Origin of the sequence: Paraburkholderia caffeinilytica (assembly GCF_046030355.1) — a bacterium.
Classification (GTDB): domain Bacteria; phylum Pseudomonadota; class Gammaproteobacteria; order Burkholderiales; family Burkholderiaceae; genus Paraburkholderia; species Paraburkholderia caffeinilytica_B.
This window is the reverse complement of sequence record NZ_JAQQCQ010000005.1, coordinates 380,674-396,475: the sequence shown is the minus strand read 5'-3', so window position 1 is coordinate 396,475 and position 15,802 is coordinate 380,674. Positions and strand designations below refer to the sequence as shown.

Genomic DNA, 15,802 nt, shown 5'->3' with positions numbered 1-15,802 from the left:
TGATGACGAGAAGGTGAAGAAATGAAAGTACAACCCTCGGCTGTAATCGTCGTGCTATTCCTGCTCACCGCGGCCGGCGCCGCCGACTCTCAGGAAATGCAACCGTCAGACGCCGCTAGTCACGCATCCAGTCAGCAGTCAATAAATGCATCGCAACGAGCGATGCCGATGGACGGCGACAGTACATGGGACTATGGAGCCCAACCGGGCGGACGCAATGGTTACGGCAGAACCCGCGACGGGCAACCGTGCGTAGTGGGTCTGTCGTGCGATATCTATCAGGGTAGCTAGCCTGGGTGGCTGTGTGGCGGCAGGCCAGATCAACGCACCGCCTCCGCGCAGCACAACCGCAACGCCGCTCCTCGCTCCGAGGCACACATCAATCATCGCTCCACCTTCGACATAACCGCCGTCGTCGGATCATACCGATAACCCTTCTGCGAAAGCCTCTCCGCCATCGTCGCCCCGATAAGCTTCTGCTGCGTGTCCCGGGACACCAGCTCACTATCCGGCTTAAGCCGCTCAAGTTCCGACGAGAGTTTCCGGATAAGCGCCACTTCCCCCGTACTGCGCGAGTCGATAAACAAAAGCTTCTCGTTTGCCGAAGCAAGTCGCTCCTTCAGGTCTTTGGCATGTTCCACCCACTGCTCGGCAATCGTGCGCAGTTCATGAAAGGCCTTCTCATGCGCTTTGGCCTGAACCGCTATCTGCCGTTGTAACTCGGCGACCTCTTCCGCCTTCGCAGATTCGCCCGCTTGAATGGCAAGTTGATGGCTGCGTCGCGCCTCTTCCGCACGAGCCTTCTCGACTTCTCCGAGGCGCTGCGCCAGCGTCGCCGCACGCTGTTCCGCGGCCACTGCGCGCTCCTTCGCCGCAGACGCATCCTGCGAAACCTGGGCCAGTTCAGCACTCGCGGCCCCTTTCGCCCTGGTCATGACGCTGACCTGTTCGCGCGCCGCCTCGAGTTCCCGGCTGACGCTTTGCAATTCGCCGTGCTGAATCGACGCTTCCTCGCTTCGCTCCGCGCTTGTCCGGCGCTCTGCGTCGAGCGCGACTCGTGCCTCCTCAAGCTCCCGGGCGACGCGCTTCAATTTGTTGAGCTGGGCCGACGCTTCCTCGCTCCGTACCGCGCTTGTCTGGCGCTCCGCAGCCAGCGCCGTGCGAGCCTCATCGAGTGCCGCCTCGATCGCAGCGATCCGCGCGAGACTCTCGCTCACCTGTGCCGTGGCGGCCTCTGTGCGCAACGAAGCCGCACTGGATTCCTGCGCCCATCGCTCAGCGTCGGCGGACTTCGCCTGCTCGACTTCCGCGAGACGCTGCTGCAACGTCGCCCCATGCTGCTCGGCGAGCTCTGCCCGCTCCCTTGCGGCAGATGCGTCCTGCGAAATCTGGACCAGTTCAGCGGTCGCGGCCGCGTTAGCCTCATTCATGGCGCTGACCTGCTGCCGCGCCGCCTCGAGTTCCTGGCCGACGCGTTGCAGTTCGTCGCGCTGAGCCGACACCTCGCTGCTCCGCTCAGCGCTCGTCCGGCGCTCTGCATCGAGCGCGATTCGCGCCTCCTGGAGTTCCCGGCCTATGCGTTGCAGTTCGTTGAGCTGAGCCGCCGCTTCCTCACTCCGCGCGGCGCCCGCCTCACGCTCTGCGGCCAGCGCCGCTTGCGCCTCATCCCGTTCAGCCTCCAGCGCGGCGATTCGCGCGAGACTCTCGCTCATTTGCGCCGCGGCAGCTTCTGCACGCGACGAAGCCGCGCTAGATTCCTGCGCCCATCGCTCAGCGTCGGCCGCCTTCGCCTGCTCGACTTCTGCGAGGTGCTGCTGCAACGTCGCCGCCTGCTGCTCGGCGGCCTCCGCCCGCGCTTTCGCGGCAGACGCCTCTTGCGAAACCTTCGCCAGTTCAGCGCTCGCGACAGAGGCGTCCTGCGAAACCTGGGCCAGCTCAGCGCTCACAGCCGCCTTCGCCTCCGTTATGGCGCTGACCTCCTCCCGCGCCGCCGCCAGTTCCCGGCCAACGCGCTGCAATTCGTCGAACTGAATCGCCGCTTCCTCGCTGCGCGCCGCGCTTGTCTGGCGTTCTGCGTCGAGCGCAAAGCGCGCCTCATCCCGCTCGGCTTCCAACGCGGCGACTCGCGCGACACTCTCGTTCGCCTGCGCCGTGGCGGCGTCTGCCCGCGCTGACGCCTCACTGGCCTCCTGCAACGCCTTATCCGCTTCGGCCGACTTCGCCTGACAGTCGTAGCCCAACGAGGTGATCTCCTGCTGCGCCTCGTCGAGCGCCTGCTTCATCTGCGCGATCTGGTCGTTCTGGCTGGAAACCGCAGCGGCCAGTTCGCCACGCGCGTGACGTTCCTCGTCGAGTTCCGCCTTCGTGTGCTCCAGCGCGGCCTCTTCCACCGACACCTGCTGCGCCAGTTCGTCCACGCGAGCCTCGGCAGCTTCGGCGCGGCCAACCGCTCTTGTAAGCTCCGCCGTGAGGCGTGCGGACGCCTCCTCCGAGGCGCTCAGCGCATTCGTCAGGGCAATATGCCGCTCACGCCCGGCAGCGACTTCTTCCGTGCTCTTCTGATACTCGACAAGAACCTCGTCCCGCTCCGCGCGCGCCGCGTCGAGGTGCTGGTTCAGCGCGCTCAGATGCTGACTGACCGCCCGGTCGGCGTCGCCTTGGGCGGCCATCCAAAGCCGCTCCGCGGCGCTCATCATGGTTTCGGCAATGTGCTCCGGCAATCCGGCCTGGACCTGCGCGCGAGGCGTGACAGGCTGGCGCGCTTCGCGCCAGCGTTCCAAAGCCGCTGCAATGGCAACCATCGAGCTGCCCGGAATCTCCTGCCAAACGGTCACTGGAGAAACTTTCCGGCCCTCCTCGACCATGCGATCCGCGATTCCCGCGACGAGATCTTCCGTGATTGTGTCTGTGTCCGTGGACATAAGCGCCTCGAAGCTCATTTTGATCTGGCGAAAAATTGAGTCCCAACTACGTTACTCCATCCGGCGACATACCCGATGAAAGGATCGCAAGCCTGCACTGTGCGCCCGATCTGGAGGTCAATAACAGGCCTGGCTATCGACGATCGATATTATGACGGATGATGCCTGCCACCCTGATTGTGCTCGACGCTCCCTCACAGATGCGCGGGCGTGGCGTTCAAGACCTCACGCGCACGCGTAATATCAAGCGTCTCCTCGTAAAACGCCGCAAGCGACTCACGGTGCGTGACACTGACAATCGCCGCTTTCGGCAATCGTTCGGCCAACAGGCTGTACAGACGCGCTTCGTTCTCAGTATCGAGCGCACTCATTGCCTCGTCGAGAAACACGTAGTCAGGCTTGTGCATCAGCACGCGGGCAACCGCCAGCCGCTGCTGCTCGCCGGGAGAAAGAATGCGCCACCAATGGTGAGATTCGTGCAATCTATCCACGTAGCCCTCAAGCCGGCACAAGCGCAGTGCCTCGCAACATTCCTCGTCGCTGAAGGTCGCGGCCGCTGAAGGGTAAGTGAGCCCGGCCTTCAACGTGCCAACCGGCAGGTAGCTCTGCTGCGGAATGAACATCATGCGCGCGTTCACAGGTGCGCCGATCGAGCCGTTTCCAAATGGCCAAAGACCCGCCAGCGCACGCAACAGCGTGCTTTTGCCCGAGCCGGACGGTCCGCGCACAAGCCAGCGCGAACCAGGCTTGACGACAATGTCACGCACGCTCGCAAGCGTCTCGCCGTTGGGCAGCGAAAGCGTGAGGTTCTGCGTGGCGAGCTGGTTCTCGTCGACATAGTGCAGGTTGATGCCGCCCTGCGCGGTTGCGGGCAACACAGACTCCTTCAGATGAGGGAACTGCATAACGCGCCTGAACTCACGCAAGCGATTGCACGTTGCGCGCCATTGGACAAGCGTGTCGTAACTATTGATGAACCACGAAAGCGATTCGCTAACCGAACCGAATGCATCGCCGATTTGCATCAATGTGCCGAAACTGAGCAAACCCGCGAAATAACGCGGCGACGCCACGACGATCGGAAAGATTTCGGCAATCTGACCGTAGAAATTGACCACGAAGCTGTAGCGCCGCGTGTACTTCATCACGCGCCACCAGTTTTCGCGAATCCTGCTGAACAGGTCTCGGGCGGTCGATTCCTCGGTCCGCATGCCGTCGTAGAACGCAATCTGCTCGGCGTTTTCGCGCAGACGGATCAGGCCGAACCGGAAATCCGCCTCGACGCGCTGCAACTGGTAGTTGATCGACACAAGCGGATGACCGACCTTGTTCGTCAGAAGCGAACCGGCAATCGCATAGCCGACGGCGGCCCAGAGCATGTAGCCAGGAATCTGAATGGGCGTGCCGCCAATCATGACAGACAGCGCGCCCGCCGTGCTCCATAGGACGATCGAGAACCAGACGAGAGTTTCGAGCGTCGAGAGCAGGTCGAGTGTGAGCGAAAGTGTGGTGTTCGCGAATGACTCGAGGTCGACGGCAATCCGCTGGTCAGGGTTATCAGCGAGGCGGTCGCGCTCGATGCGATAGAAGGTGCTGTCGCCCAGCCATTCCTGCATATAGCGCGTAGTCAGCCACTGGCGCCAGCGGAAACCAAGCATCTGGCGCAGATAGCGGTTATAAACGGAAATCGCGACGAACGCGAACGCGAGCGCGCTGAAAAATAGCATCAGCTGCGGGAATTCATGTACCTTCCTGCCTTCCAGTGCGTTATAGAAATCCCGGTTCCACGTGTTCAGGCGGGCGTTGATGCCGACCAGAATCAGGTCCATGACGATGATCGCGATCAGCAGCCCCCACGCCGTTCTGCGTTCCTCCGAGACCCAGTATGGTCTGATCAGGCTCCAGGCCGAGACATTGTCTGCTTGCCCGGATGCAGGGCCGGAAGATTGCTTGCTCATGGTTGGCTAGGACAGCGCCTCGCAATTCAGTGGTGAGTACAGCGAGCTATTCGGGCGGCCGACGGGCCGGGGGCAAAGCGCTTTCGATCAGAACCCGTTCACTTCACCCTGCCTCCGGTTCTTCATCCATGATGAGCAGAAACAGCGTCGACTGGGACGAGATATCCAGCTTCTTGTAAAGATTGCGCCGATGAACCTTGGCGGTGGCGGGCGACACGCCGAGTAACCTCGCCATATTCTTCGTCGAATGACCGGCGAGAATCATCAGCGCGACTTCGATTTCCCGATTGGTCAGTGGCGCATTGGATCGCTTGCGCAACGCCTGTTCGAATTGAAGGCGCCGGTCGCCTCCCGCGGGTGAACTCACGGGCGGCGGCAGCCCCGCTGTCTGCGCGGCCAAAGCATGGCACATCAACGGAAGCAACCATGCGCCGTAAAGATAAAGGGTTCCGATTTCAGTCGAGCTAAAGCGGTGTTCACTCCCCATCGATACAGACAGCGTTCCGCCCGCGGGTAACGGGGCCAACAATTGCACTTCATCTTCCAGCACGTTCACCGAGAAATACCGCCGAAAATATTCGGTTTCCCGGAAGTGATCGGGAGCCACTTCGTCGAGACAATACACCCCCGGGCTGATCTCGCCCAGGCTGAATTGATAGAAAGGGTCCAGCAAATAGACGCTGTTCAAATACCCCTTGAATAGTTCGTCGTGCGGCGTGCGCGCCTTGATCTCAGCAATCAGCTGGGGTTTCCCATTGGGCCAGAAGATCACCACCACCCAGTTGTCGAAGTGGACCACTTTGCGCAGCAGGTCGATCAGCGCGTGCCAGAACTGTTTGTCGTCGAGCTTTTCGACCAGACGTCCAAGCCGCTGATGAAATGCAACGTCCGATACGTCAAGCTGCATGTCAGTTTCCCCCACTACCCCTTAAAGGGTAGGTCGTCCCATCGTTCTAGCCCTTCGGCCTGATTTTCACCCGCTGCCCTCCACCCTACCATCTCTGTACCGCGGCGCATGCGCGCCGGCAGGCTCGCTCGCAGCGAGCAATACAGGAGAAAAGCATGGGTATCAGAGACATCGGTGTTCGAGTTGGCCACGGCACGCCCGGTCCGTTTAACAGCATCACCGACGTGCAAGGCGTAAGAGTCGGCCATCGTACCCTGGTCGAAAATCGGGCAGAAGGTTCGATTCGAACCGGCGTGACGATCATCGAGCCACGCGCCGGCATGGCGCGGCTCGATCCGTGTTTTGCCGGCTGTCACGTGCTCAACGGAAACGGCGATGCCACCGGTCTGGAATGGATACGCGAGTCCGGCTTGCTGACCACGCCCATTGCCTACACCAACACGCACAGCGTCGGCGTGGTTCGCGACGCACTGGTCGCCGCTGAACGTGCATGGGTCGGCGATAGCCAGTACTGGTGCATGCCGGTGGTGCTGGAAACCTTCGATGGCGTGCTAAACGACATCTGGGGGCAGCATGTCACCGCGGCGCATGTCCACGAGGCGCAAGCTGAGGCCCGCAGTGGACCGGTGGCCGAGGGCTCGGTCGGCGGGGGCACCGGCATGATTTGCCATGAATTCAAAGGCGGCATCGGAACAGCCTCGCGCAAGCTCGTACACGAAGACGGCGGCTGGACCATCGGTGCGCTGGTCCAGGCGAACTACGGTCGCCGCGACGCGCTGCGTGTGGCCGGCTATCCGGTTGGCGAGGTGCTGCGCGATCTGCCGTCGCCATTCGACAGGCGGCGGGCTGGCGTGCCCGGTATGGGGTCGATCGTGGTGACGCTCGCGACCGACGCGCCGCTTCTTCCGCATCAGTGCGAGCAGCTCGCTCGACGCGCAAGCATCGGATTAGCCCGTGTGGGCGGCGGCACCGAATACTCGAGTGGCGACATCTTCATCGCCTTCTCGGTGGGCAATCGCGGTATACCGCCGGCGGACTACGGCAAGGCGGTCGAACCTGTCGTCAACGTGCGCAGCGTCATTCACGATTTCATTTCTCCGCTATTTGTCGCGGCTGCGGAAGCAGTCGAAGAAGCCATTCTCAACGCCCTCGTTGCTGCTGACGAAATGGTCGGCCAAGGCGTTCACGTCCCCGCGCTCGGCGCCGACCGGCTGCTGAAAGCACTGGAGCAGGTTGGCTGGCGCCGCGACGTCAATCACGCGGACCGCCCGCCAGTTGAGTAACGCTTCTTCTCCTTACCTGAGTTTCTTCATTAAAACCGAAAGGCCGCTATGACACCCCGCCCTCTCATCACTGTCGTCACTGGACTCCTCGCCGTTGCGGGGATGCTGGCCGTGACCGCAAACCATGCTCAAGCCGACGAGCTGAATGTCTACAACTGGTCGGACAATATCGCTGACGATACCGTGTCGGGGTTCGAAAAGGAAACCGGGATTCACACGCGATACGACGTCTATGACGGCGACGACACCTTGCAGGCAAAGTTGCTAAGCGGTTCATCGGGCTATGACATTGTCGTGCCGTCATCGAGCTATGCCGGCAAGCAGATTGAAGCGGGCGTCTACCGGAAGCTCGATAAGAGCAAGATTCCGAACCTGGCTAATCTGGATCCCGTGCTCATGAAGATGCTTGCGTCAGCCGATCCGGGCAATCAGTACACCGTGCCATGGTCGTGGGGAACGGACGGCATCGGCTACAACGTGACGAAGGTGACGCAGATACTAGGCAAGGACGCGCCCTACGATAGCTGGGACCTGCTGTTCGATCCGCAATACGTATCGAAGCTGAAAACCTGCGGTGTTTCCATGCTCGACTCCGCGGAGGACGCATTCTCGGTGGGGTTGATCTACCTGCATAAGGATCCCAACAGCAAGAACCCCGCTGACTATCAGGAAGTGTTCAAGCTACTCAAAACGATTCGCCCATACATCACCCAGTTCAATTCTTCCGGCTACATCAACGACCTGGCCAATAACGATGTCTGCATCGCGCTGGCGTGGTCGGGCGACGTCGGCATCGCGAAGCGGCGTGCAGAAGAGGCTCATCGCGCCTATGAAATTCGCTACGTCATTCCCAAGGGCGACGGGGTGCTATGGTTCGATCTGATGGGCGTTCCTAAAGATGCGCCTCACCCTGAAGCTGCAATGCAATGGATCAATTACATCCTTCAGCCGAAGGTTAGCGCGGCAATCACCAATCAGGTTTTCTATCCGAACGCTAACGCGGCGGCTCGGGCTTATGTGAAACCGGCCATTCTCGATAACGAAGCGGTTTACCCTCGCGGAGAAAAGATGAAATCGCTCACGCTGTCATTACCTTTGCCGGCCGAAATTCTGCGCCTTGAAAACAGGCTGTGGACGCAGCTTAAGGCCGGGCGGTAACGTTGAGGCCGGTGCCTCAAGCCCCGGACAGCCGAGGCGGGGCGGCTTTCGCGCGCCCCGCGGACGGATGCGCTGAAAATTGTCAGCGCGTCTGCCCGTCAATCTGCTGCCGTAGACGCTTTTCCTCGGCCTGAAGCTCGGGAGTAAAGGCCTCACCAAAATCCTCGGGCTCAAAGAAAGGCCGAATCTCGATGTCTGAATCACTCACCATCGGGTTCGGGCAGCGCTTGACCCATTCAATCGCTTCGTCCATCGATTGAACTTGCCAGAGCCAGTACCCGGCAATCAATTCCTTGACCTCCGCAAACGGGCCGTCAATGACGGTTCGATCCTTCCCTGAAAACCTCACGCGCACGCCTGCCGAGCTCGGCTTCAGCCCGTCACCGGCTTGCATGATTCCTGCCTTCACCAGTTCCTCGTTATATTTGCCCATCGCCGCGATGAGTTCCATGCTGGGCATTTGCCCGGCTTCGGATTCCGGGGTTGCCTTGACAATGACCATTACACGCATTTGGGTTTCTCCTTGATGACGATAGTGTACGGAGGCAAAAGCGCCTCCTGTGACTACGACGAATGATCGTAGGAGAAATCGACAAACGCACGACACGACATTGCAGGTTTTTCAGAACGCCGGGAATGTAATCATGTATCAGCCGCTACGAGTCTCTGTTTTTCCTTACCCGCACCACACCGGTTAAAGCCTGGCGACGCCGGCCAATACAAACCACGCCCTACAGCGTGGCCGTCACCCCGCCATCGACATAAAGAATATGGCCGTTCACGAAGTTCGAGGCGTCGCTCGCCAGAAACACCGCAGCGCCGACGAGATCTTCCACGTCGCCCCAACGTCGCGATGGCGTGCGTCCGATCAGCCAGTTGCTGAACGTTTCATCCTTGACGAGCGCCTCGGTCAGTTCGGTCTTGAAGTACCCCGGCCCAAGTCCATTGACCTGGATGCCATGTTGCCCCCAGTCGATTGCCATGCCTTTCGTCAGCATCTTCACCGCGCCTTTGCTCGCGGTATAGGCCGCAATGTTGGGACGGCCCAGTTCGCTTTGCACCGAACAGATATTGACGATCTTCCCGCGCTTGCGAGCAATCATGTGCCGCGCTACCGCCTGGCCGACCAGGAACACGCTGTCGACATTGGTCTTCATCAGTTCTTCCCATTGGGCATGGGAAAACTGTTCGAGCGGTGCACGGCGTTGCATGCCGGCGTTGTTGACGAGAATGTCGATCGCACCGATTTCGCGTTCGATATCGGCGATCGCCTTGTCGACCTCAGTGGCCGACGTCGCGTCGAAACTCGCGGCGTGAACGGTCGCGCCCTCATCGCGCAACCGGCTGACAGCCTCTGCCAGCCTGGCCGCGTTGCGGCCATTCAGGATTACCTCGGCGCCGGCGCCTGCCAATCCTTTGGCCAACGCATACCCAATACCCGTGCTTGAGCCGGTCACCAGAGCACGACGCCCCGACAGATCAAACATCTTCAGATTGTTGTTCAACTCAACTCCTTTTTGACTCTCATTCGTCCGACTACCGTCCAGCACCGTCCGGCACACCCAGCCATTGCATGACCTCCCTCAGACTGCATGCGCTGTCCTGCGCAGCAGAAAGGTGGAGCACACCCTCTTCACCTACAGGTGACTCGAGCGTTGCGAATTGATCCGCGACCAAGGTTGCCGGAAACTCATGATCCAGCCGCGCGGAAACCCGTGCAACCGCTGCGGACAAGCTGATGTCGAGAAACACGAATCTCAGCCCGGCGACACGCGCGCGCATGCGCTCCCGATAACGGCGTCTCAACGCGGAACAGGACAGCACAGCCGTCCCCTGCGTATCATCCACCTGCTCGGCGAGCCGGTCCAGCCATGGTTCGCGATCACTGTCGCACAACGCGATTCCGCGGCACATCTTGTCACGGCTTTCCGCCGAGTGATGCTCGTCTCCTTCGATGAAAACGCCCTCCAGCATCACGGCCAACTCGCGTGCAAGTGTCGATTTGCCCGAGCCCGACACGCCCATCACCACTATCTTATGTATCACGTTGCACAATCCTGCCACGTTGTCCCGGCCCGCGTTCCACGGAATCGCGGCGGCCATTCAACCGGCAGCGGTGCGCGGATGAAAGCGCGCCGCCGCATTACACGCTTTCCGCCTCAGGACACCGGCGTGAACTTGAGCTGGTCGATCGGCGTGACCTTGTCGGTTCGGGTCAGACCATAGGGCGTTTTCGGTCCGAGCCACTTGTTGAAGATACTGCTCATCTCGCCACTCTGCTCCATTGCCGCCAAGGCCTTATTGACCGCGCTCAGCATGGCCGGCTCGTTCTGCCGCAAGCCCACCGCAATCGGCTCGATCAGCATGGGCTCCGACGCAATCGCCACCGCGCCGTCCGTGCCGTCCACCTGCTTGGCGATCTTTGTGGCCGTCATCTGATTGGTGACGAAACCTTTGACCTTGTTCTGCTCGAGCGCCAGAAACGCCGAGCTGGTGTCGTGAAACGTCACCGCTTGGCCATCTTTGATCGAAATGGGAATCGACTGTGCGGAGGTCGAGCCGTCGGCCGCGCTGATTTTCTGGCCCGCGAAATCGGTCAGTTTCTTGCTCGCGTCGGCTTTCTTCACGACAAGGACTTCCTTGGTGGAGTAGTACGAGTCGCTAAAGGCAATCTGCGTAGCACGGGTTTTGGTGTAGGCCAGATTGGCTACCACCATGTCGACACGCCCCAGCTTCAATTGCGGAATCCGCGCCTCGACAGCCAACGGTTCGAGCTTCGCCTTCACGCCCAACTGTTTCGCCACCGCGTTGCACAGGTCCACGTCCATGCCTTCGAGCTGGCGCGTCTGCGCGTTGGGATACGAGAAGGGCTCGACATTCGAATACACACCGCAGCTCAATTCGCCACGGCCCTTGATATCGGCCAATTGATCAGCATGGGCCGGGGCAATCGATAGAGCCGCGCCGCCAACGACCAACATCCCCGAAAAAATCTTCTTTACCTGCATCGTGATGCTCCTGAAGTTTATGTGTAAAGCAATCGACTGCTGATCAAAGGTGGGCAATCTGAATCTATTTACGTATCTGTCCCGCGCAAGCGATATCGCTTTGCCTGCCTCAATGCGAGCGAAGATCGGACAGGAATCTCCGCGCACGCTCGTGTTTCGGGCGCAAAAAGAATTCTTCCGGCTCCGCCGTTTCGAGGATCTTCCCTGCGTCCATGAACCAGACGCGGTCGGCAACCTCACGTGCAAACCCCATTTCATGCGTGACGCACATCATCGTCATGCCTTCCTGCGCGAGGCTCTTCATCACGTTCAGCACTTCGCCGACCATCTCCGGATCGAGCGCACTGGTGGGCTCGTCGAACAACATCGCCGGCGGATCCATCGCCAGCGCTCTCGCAATCGCGACACGCTGCTGCTGACCACCGGACAATTGCGGCGGAAACGCGCTGGCCTTGTTCGATAACCCGACGCGTGCGAGCAAATCCACCGCTTTACGTTCCGCTTCCGCGCGCTTGAGGCCGTGCACGCGCATCGGCGAAAGCGTGATGTTGTCCAGCACAGAGAGGTGCGGAAACAGGTTGAATTGCTGAAACACGAAGCCGACACGGCTGCGGTAAGCATTCAAACCCAGCTTCTTGTCGTGAATGTTTTGACCGTCGAAAAAGATCTGCCCACGGTTGATCTCCTCGAGCCGGTTGACGGTGCGAATCAACGTCGACTTACCCGATCCCGATGGCCCGCAAACCACCACGACTTCGCCTTTGCGAACTTCGGCGTTCACGTCCACGAGAGCGTGATATTCGCCGTACCATTTGTTGACGCTGGAAAACTTGATCATGCGAAATACCTCGAAGTGATTGAGCGCCTAGTTCTCGGTGGGCAGCGGATCGGTCAACGCAACGTTGGCCGCCTTCTGCGTCTTCGACGCAACACCGGCCCGCTTGCGCGTTACGCGCCGCTCCAGATACTGCGCAAGCTGCGTTAGCGCGTAGCACAGCGCGAAGTAGCTCAAGGCGAGAATCAGGTACACGGGAAAGGGCTTCGTCAGCAGGCGGTTGTTGATCTGATCTGCCGCGAAGGAGATTTCCTGGACGTTGATGATGTAACCGAGCGAAGTTTCCTTGATCGTCGATACGAACTGCGTGACCATGCTCGGCACCACGTTGTACAGCGCCTGCGGCAGGATGACCGCACGCATGGTCTTCATGTAGCTCATGCCGAGCGCTCGCGAGGCTTCGGCCTGTCCTTTCGGCAGCCCTTCGATGCCCGCACGGATGATTTCCCCGAGATAGGCCGAGTCATAGATGACGAGCGCGCACAGCATCGTGACAAACCCTGTCACCGGATAGCCGGTCAGAACAGGCACGAGAAAGTACACCCAGAAAATCACCATCAGAAGCGGAATGCCCCGCACCATGTAGACGAGACCGGTGGCCGGCGCCCGCAGAAACCGGAAAGGGCTGATGCGTGCGAAAGCGACCAGGATACCCAACGGAAAGGCGATGACGAGCGCTGAAAGCGACAGCAGGATCGTCAGTACGATGCCGCCCAGCGGGCCATGCGGATACTGTCCGATGAGCAGCAGTGTCCAGTTGTCGCGCAGAATATCGAACATGTCACTTCACTCCCGGAATGCGGTAGTGCATCGCGATTCTGGCGCCGCACAGCATGATGACGAGGGAGAGGCCGAGATACACTGCCGTGGCGACGAAATACGACTCGAAAGACAGGAAGGTTTCGTTTTCGATCTGCCGGGTAACGTAAGTCAACTCCGCCGCACCGATCGCCATCGCAAGACTCGTGTTCTTGAACAGCAGGACCGTGTGATTGACCATCGGCGGAATTGCATTGCGCAGCGCTTGCGGAAGCACGACGAAACGCATGACGTTCAGGAAGTTCAGGCCCAGCGCACGCGAAGCTTCGTACTGGCCATAGGGAATCGCACGCAATCCGCTGCGGATATCTTCGGAGAGATAGGCTGCACTGCACAAGCCGATCGCCACGACGGCAAAAATGAACTGACCGTTGTAGTGGTTCAGCAGCGTCTGCAACGATTCCGGCAGGATGTTCGAAATGCCGAAATACCAGAACAGGATCTGGACCAGCATCGGCACATTGCGATGGTAGGCCACAAACGACGCGACGAAGGCCGTCGCGAGGCGATTGTTGGTCAGGCGGATCAGCGTGAGAAGAATGCCCACGACCAGCGAGAGCATCCACGCCAGCGCGGCCATCGCAAGGGTGAGCTCGATCCCATGGAGAAACAGCGCCCCATAGTCGCCTCGCAGCACCGTCGCCAGGTCAAAGTGAAGTTTCATGTTGCACGTCCCAATGATTCGGATCGAAGCGATGATCCCGGTCTGAGTCGACCTGCGGCACCATCGTCATTCCCCCGGAAGCCGACATTGACTTCCGTGTTGAATTGATACTAGCTCGCGAAAAAAGGCCGTTGCAGAGGCCTTTCTTCTGGTGCAATAAGTTTCGGGAATGATGAATCGGAACGGCTTCCGGCAACGGAACAGGCGTGGTTCTGCATGGTGTTTGTCTCCAGTATGCGGCGCCTCTGCGGGCGCCTCATCATCAGTGGCGCGCTCCCCTAGCGGAGCGCTCACGCTTGATAAACAACGGGGGAATTACGCCGGCGCAGCATGCTGCGCCGGTCATCGTTCAGGCTGCGGCTGTTGGGCGCGTCAACACCTGCGGATTCACCGGTGTCGGCGGATTGCCGGCCGCTGTGCCGTGTCCCAAGGCGGCGATCAAATTGTCAGCGCACAGCGCGGCCATCGCACGCCGCGTGCTGACAGAGGCGCTGCCGATATGCGGAGTGAGCACCACATTCTTTTGCGCGAGAAGCGCCGGGCATACAACCGGCTCGCCTTCGAATACATCCAGACCGGCCGCCGCGATGCTGCCTTCGTTCAACGCCACCGCCAAAGCTGCGTCGTCCACCACGCCACCGCGTGCGATGTTGGTCAACGTGGCGGACGATTTCATCTGCTTGAGTTCCGCCGCGCCAATCGCGTGGTGCGAGCTGGCCGAGTAAGGCACCACGACGATCAGGTGGTCCGACTCGCGCAACAACGTTTCCTTGTCGACATAGCGTGCCCGGCAGCTCTCTTCGACATCCGGCGCCAGTGGCGAGCGATTGTGATAGATCACGCGCATACCGAAGCCGAATGCGCCACGCCGCGCAATGGCCTGGCCGATGCGTCCCATGCCGAGAATGCCAAGCGTCGCCCCATGCACGTCGTTGCCGACGAACATGTCGTAACGCCCGGTTTTGGTCCATTCACCGGCGCGCAGAAAGTGTTCCGACTCGGTAATGCGCCGTGCCGTTGCCATCATCAGCGCGAAACCGAAGTCGGCGGTGGTATCCGTCAGGACGTCCGGCGTATTCGTCACCAACACGCCACGCGCGGTACAGGCTTCCACGTCCACGTTGTTGTAACCCACGCCGATGTTGCATACCGCCTTCAACAGCGGGCAAGCGTCGAGCAAGGTCGCGTCGATCCGGTCGCTGCCGGCCGTCATGGCACCCACCTTGCCTTGCAGCCTGGCAATCAGCTCGGGTTGCGTCCAGATCGTGTCGTCCGGGTTGTCGGTCACGTCGAAGTTCACGCGCAGGCGGTCGACGATGTCCGGAAATGACGCACGGGTAACCAGTACCGAAGCACGCATGGAAAACCTCCTTGTTGGACTCTGGATTGCACTTACTCGTTGTGATCAGCCGGATCGCGCTTGATCGTCGTCAGCCCGCCCGGCACCTGCAGCGTGGGCAGGATTTCCATATTGCTGATGTTGACCGCGAGCGGCGCGGCGATTGCAAAGGCAATGGCATCGGCAATATCGGACGGCAGCGGCAGCTCGAAGCCGTCGATGAACTGCTTGCGCGCCGCCTCGATGTCGCCATGCACGTGGCCAAAAATATCGGTGGCGACGCGGCCCGGACAGATCTCCGTCACGCGTACGCGTCTGCCGGTGGCATCCACTCGCAACTGGCGCGACAACGCATGGATGCCGGCCTTCGTCGCGGAGTAAATGGAATTGCCGTTGAAGTTGTAGATCCCGGCGATCGAGCTGATGTTGACGATATGACCGCGATCGCGGGCCACCATACCCGGCATGGTGAGCCGCACAATATGCAGAACGGCTTGCAGGTTGACTTCCACCTGAAGGTCGATGTCCGCCGCGGCGGCATCCAGAATCGAGCCTTTGGTCGATACGCCGGCGTTGTTCACGACGATATCGAACTGCACGTCCTGCGTCAGCTTCGTGATGGCCGGGAGGTCGCACACGTCGATCGCGTGCGGGATGCAACCGGTTCGCTCCGCCAGCTCATTCAGACGATCGGCGTTGCGGGCGAGCGCATGCACTTCGAGTCCTTCACGGCGGAAGCGCTCGACGATCGCAGCGCCCATTCCGGTCGACGCGCCCGTCACCAACGCGGTCTTATAGTCTGAAAACGGCATGAATGACCTCTATCTGTAATTCTGAACTGTCGCCCTTCGAGGCGTGCGATAAGCCTGTTACCAATGTATACGCCGTGAAAACGCGGGACAAAGACGGA

15 protein-coding genes are annotated in these 15,802 nt (G+C 60.3%); 3 read left to right on the top strand and 12 right to left on the bottom strand.

What is annotated here, in order from left to right; genetic code table 11:
- Nucleotides 1-21 precede the first annotated feature (21 nt).
- Nucleotides 22-291 carry a hypothetical protein gene (locus tag PQQ95_RS10960; protein WP_408437396.1) on the top strand — a complete coding sequence of 90 codons (270 nt, stop codon included), beginning with the start codon at nucleotides 22-24 and terminating at the stop codon, nucleotides 289-291.
- A 92-nt stretch (nucleotides 292-383) separates the two neighbouring features.
- Here the strand turns inward: PQQ95_RS10960 and PQQ95_RS10955 are convergent, their stop codons facing one another.
- The 3 genes from PQQ95_RS10955 to PQQ95_RS10945 all read right to left on the bottom strand — a co-directional run bounded on the left by PQQ95_RS10955 (nucleotide 384) and on the right by PQQ95_RS10945 (nucleotide 5,786).
- Nucleotides 384-2,921: a DNA-binding protein gene (locus PQQ95_RS10955; protein WP_408437395.1), complete on the bottom strand. Its 2,538-nt coding sequence runs from the start codon at nucleotides 2,919-2,921 to the stop codon at nucleotides 384-386.
- A 194-nt stretch (nucleotides 2,922-3,115) separates the two neighbouring features.
- Nucleotides 3,116-4,879, bottom strand: a complete 1,764-nt coding sequence (locus PQQ95_RS10950) for an ABC transporter ATP-binding protein/permease (RefSeq protein WP_408437394.1) — start codon at nucleotides 4,877-4,879, stop codon at nucleotides 3,116-3,118.
- Between the two features lie 103 nt (nucleotides 4,880-4,982).
- The gene (locus tag PQQ95_RS10945; protein ID WP_408437393.1) at nucleotides 4,983-5,786 is read right to left on the bottom strand and encodes a helix-turn-helix transcriptional regulator; all 804 of its coding nucleotides are present in this window, start codon (nucleotides 5,784-5,786) and stop codon (nucleotides 4,983-4,985) included.
- Nucleotides 5,787-5,941: 155 nt separating this feature from the next.
- Between PQQ95_RS10945 and PQQ95_RS10940 the strand changes: the two genes are divergently transcribed.
- Both PQQ95_RS10940 and PQQ95_RS10935 read left to right on the top strand, forming a co-directional pair.
- Nucleotides 5,942-7,069, top strand: coding sequence for a DmpA family aminopeptidase (locus PQQ95_RS10940; RefSeq protein ID WP_408437392.1), 1,128 nt, complete (start codon nucleotides 5,942-5,944; stop codon nucleotides 7,067-7,069).
- Between the two features lie 48 nt (nucleotides 7,070-7,117).
- Entirely contained in the window at nucleotides 7,118-8,227 is a 1,110-nt protein-coding gene (locus PQQ95_RS10935) for a polyamine ABC transporter substrate-binding protein (RefSeq protein ID WP_408437391.1), read from the top strand.
- Between the two features lie 82 nt (nucleotides 8,228-8,309).
- Here the strand turns inward: PQQ95_RS10935 and PQQ95_RS10930 are convergent, their stop codons facing one another.
- The 9 genes from PQQ95_RS10930 to PQQ95_RS10890 form a co-directional block, all read right to left on the bottom strand.
- A complete protein-coding gene (locus tag PQQ95_RS10930; RefSeq protein WP_408437390.1) occupies nucleotides 8,310-8,738 on the bottom strand; it encodes a YciI family protein in 429 nt (142 codons plus the stop codon).
- Nucleotides 8,739-8,958: 220 nt separating this feature from the next.
- Nucleotides 8,959-9,714 carry a glucose 1-dehydrogenase gene (locus tag PQQ95_RS10925; protein ID WP_408437471.1) on the bottom strand — a complete coding sequence of 252 codons (756 nt, stop codon included), beginning with the start codon at nucleotides 9,712-9,714 and terminating at the stop codon, nucleotides 8,959-8,961.
- A gap of 49 nt (nucleotides 9,715-9,763) precedes the next feature.
- Nucleotides 9,764-10,330, bottom strand: a complete 567-nt coding sequence (locus tag PQQ95_RS10920) for a gluconokinase (RefSeq protein WP_408437389.1) — start codon at nucleotides 10,328-10,330, stop codon at nucleotides 9,764-9,766.
- Nucleotides 10,331-10,386: 56 nt separating this feature from the next.
- Nucleotides 10,387-11,235 (bottom strand): transporter substrate-binding domain-containing protein, encoded by an 849-nt coding sequence (locus PQQ95_RS10915; protein WP_408437388.1) that lies wholly within the window; start codon nucleotides 11,233-11,235, stop codon nucleotides 10,387-10,389.
- Between the two features lie 109 nt (nucleotides 11,236-11,344).
- A complete protein-coding gene (locus PQQ95_RS10910; RefSeq protein WP_408437387.1) occupies nucleotides 11,345-12,073 on the bottom strand; it encodes an amino acid ABC transporter ATP-binding protein in 729 nt (242 codons plus the stop codon).
- A 27-nt stretch (nucleotides 12,074-12,100) separates the two neighbouring features.
- On the bottom strand, nucleotides 12,101-12,850 hold the full coding sequence (locus tag PQQ95_RS10905; RefSeq protein WP_408437386.1) for an amino acid ABC transporter permease: 750 nt from the start codon (nucleotides 12,848-12,850) through the stop codon (nucleotides 12,101-12,103).
- 1 nt (nucleotide 12,851) lies between these two features.
- Nucleotides 12,852-13,553, bottom strand: a complete 702-nt coding sequence (locus PQQ95_RS10900) for an amino acid ABC transporter permease (protein ID WP_408437385.1) — start codon at nucleotides 13,551-13,553, stop codon at nucleotides 12,852-12,854.
- 349 nt (nucleotides 13,554-13,902) lie between these two features.
- The gene (locus PQQ95_RS10895) at nucleotides 13,903-14,913 is read right to left on the bottom strand and encodes a 2-hydroxyacid dehydrogenase (protein ID WP_408437384.1); all 1,011 of its coding nucleotides are present in this window, start codon (nucleotides 14,911-14,913) and stop codon (nucleotides 13,903-13,905) included.
- A 32-nt stretch (nucleotides 14,914-14,945) separates the two neighbouring features.
- Nucleotides 14,946-15,704, bottom strand: coding sequence for an SDR family oxidoreductase (locus PQQ95_RS10890; protein WP_408437383.1), 759 nt, complete (start codon nucleotides 15,702-15,704; stop codon nucleotides 14,946-14,948).
- Nucleotides 15,705-15,802: the final 98 nt, after the last annotated feature.

Excerpts from the sequence above, each read along its gene's own strand:
- PQQ95_RS10895 (WP_408437384.1), bottom strand. The coding sequence starts at position 14,913 with ATGCGTGCTTCGGTACTGGTTACCCGTGCGTCATTTCCGGACATCGTC.
- PQQ95_RS10935 (WP_408437391.1), top strand. The coding sequence starts at position 7,118 with ATGACACCCCGCCCTCTCATCACTGTCGTCACTGGACTCCTCGCCGTT.
- PQQ95_RS10925 (WP_408437471.1), bottom strand. The coding sequence starts at position 9,714 with ATGTTTGATCTGTCGGGGCGTCGTGCTCTGGTGACCGGCTCAAGCACG.
- PQQ95_RS10920 (WP_408437389.1), bottom strand. The coding sequence starts at position 10,330 with ATGGCCGCCGCGATTCCGTGGAACGCGGGCCGGGACAACGTGGCAGGA.
- PQQ95_RS10910 (WP_408437387.1), bottom strand. The coding sequence starts at position 12,073 with ATGATCAAGTTTTCCAGCGTCAACAAATGGTACGGCGAATATCACGCT.
- PQQ95_RS10915 (WP_408437388.1), bottom strand. The coding sequence starts at position 11,235 with ATGCAGGTAAAGAAGATTTTTTCGGGGATGTTGGTCGTTGGCGGCGCG.
- PQQ95_RS10960 (WP_408437396.1), top strand. The coding sequence starts at position 22 with ATGAAAGTACAACCCTCGGCTGTAATCGTCGTGCTATTCCTGCTCACC.
- PQQ95_RS10955 (WP_408437395.1), bottom strand. The coding sequence starts at position 2,921 with ATGTCCACGGACACAGACACAATCACGGAAGATCTCGTCGCGGGAATC.
- PQQ95_RS10940 (WP_408437392.1), top strand. The coding sequence starts at position 5,942 with ATGGGTATCAGAGACATCGGTGTTCGAGTTGGCCACGGCACGCCCGGT.
- PQQ95_RS10930 (WP_408437390.1), bottom strand. The coding sequence starts at position 8,738 with ATGCGTGTAATGGTCATTGTCAAGGCAACCCCGGAATCCGAAGCCGGG.
- PQQ95_RS10900 (WP_408437385.1), bottom strand. The coding sequence starts at position 13,553 with ATGAAACTTCACTTTGACCTGGCGACGGTGCTGCGAGGCGACTATGGG.
- PQQ95_RS10945 (WP_408437393.1), bottom strand. The coding sequence starts at position 5,786 with ATGCAGCTTGACGTATCGGACGTTGCATTTCATCAGCGGCTTGGACGT.
- PQQ95_RS10905 (WP_408437386.1), bottom strand. The coding sequence starts at position 12,850 with ATGTTCGATATTCTGCGCGACAACTGGACACTGCTGCTCATCGGACAG.
- PQQ95_RS10890 (WP_408437383.1), bottom strand. The coding sequence starts at position 15,704 with ATGCCGTTTTCAGACTATAAGACCGCGTTGGTGACGGGCGCGTCGACC.
- PQQ95_RS10950 (WP_408437394.1), bottom strand. The coding sequence starts at position 4,879 with ATGAGCAAGCAATCTTCCGGCCCTGCATCCGGGCAAGCAGACAATGTC.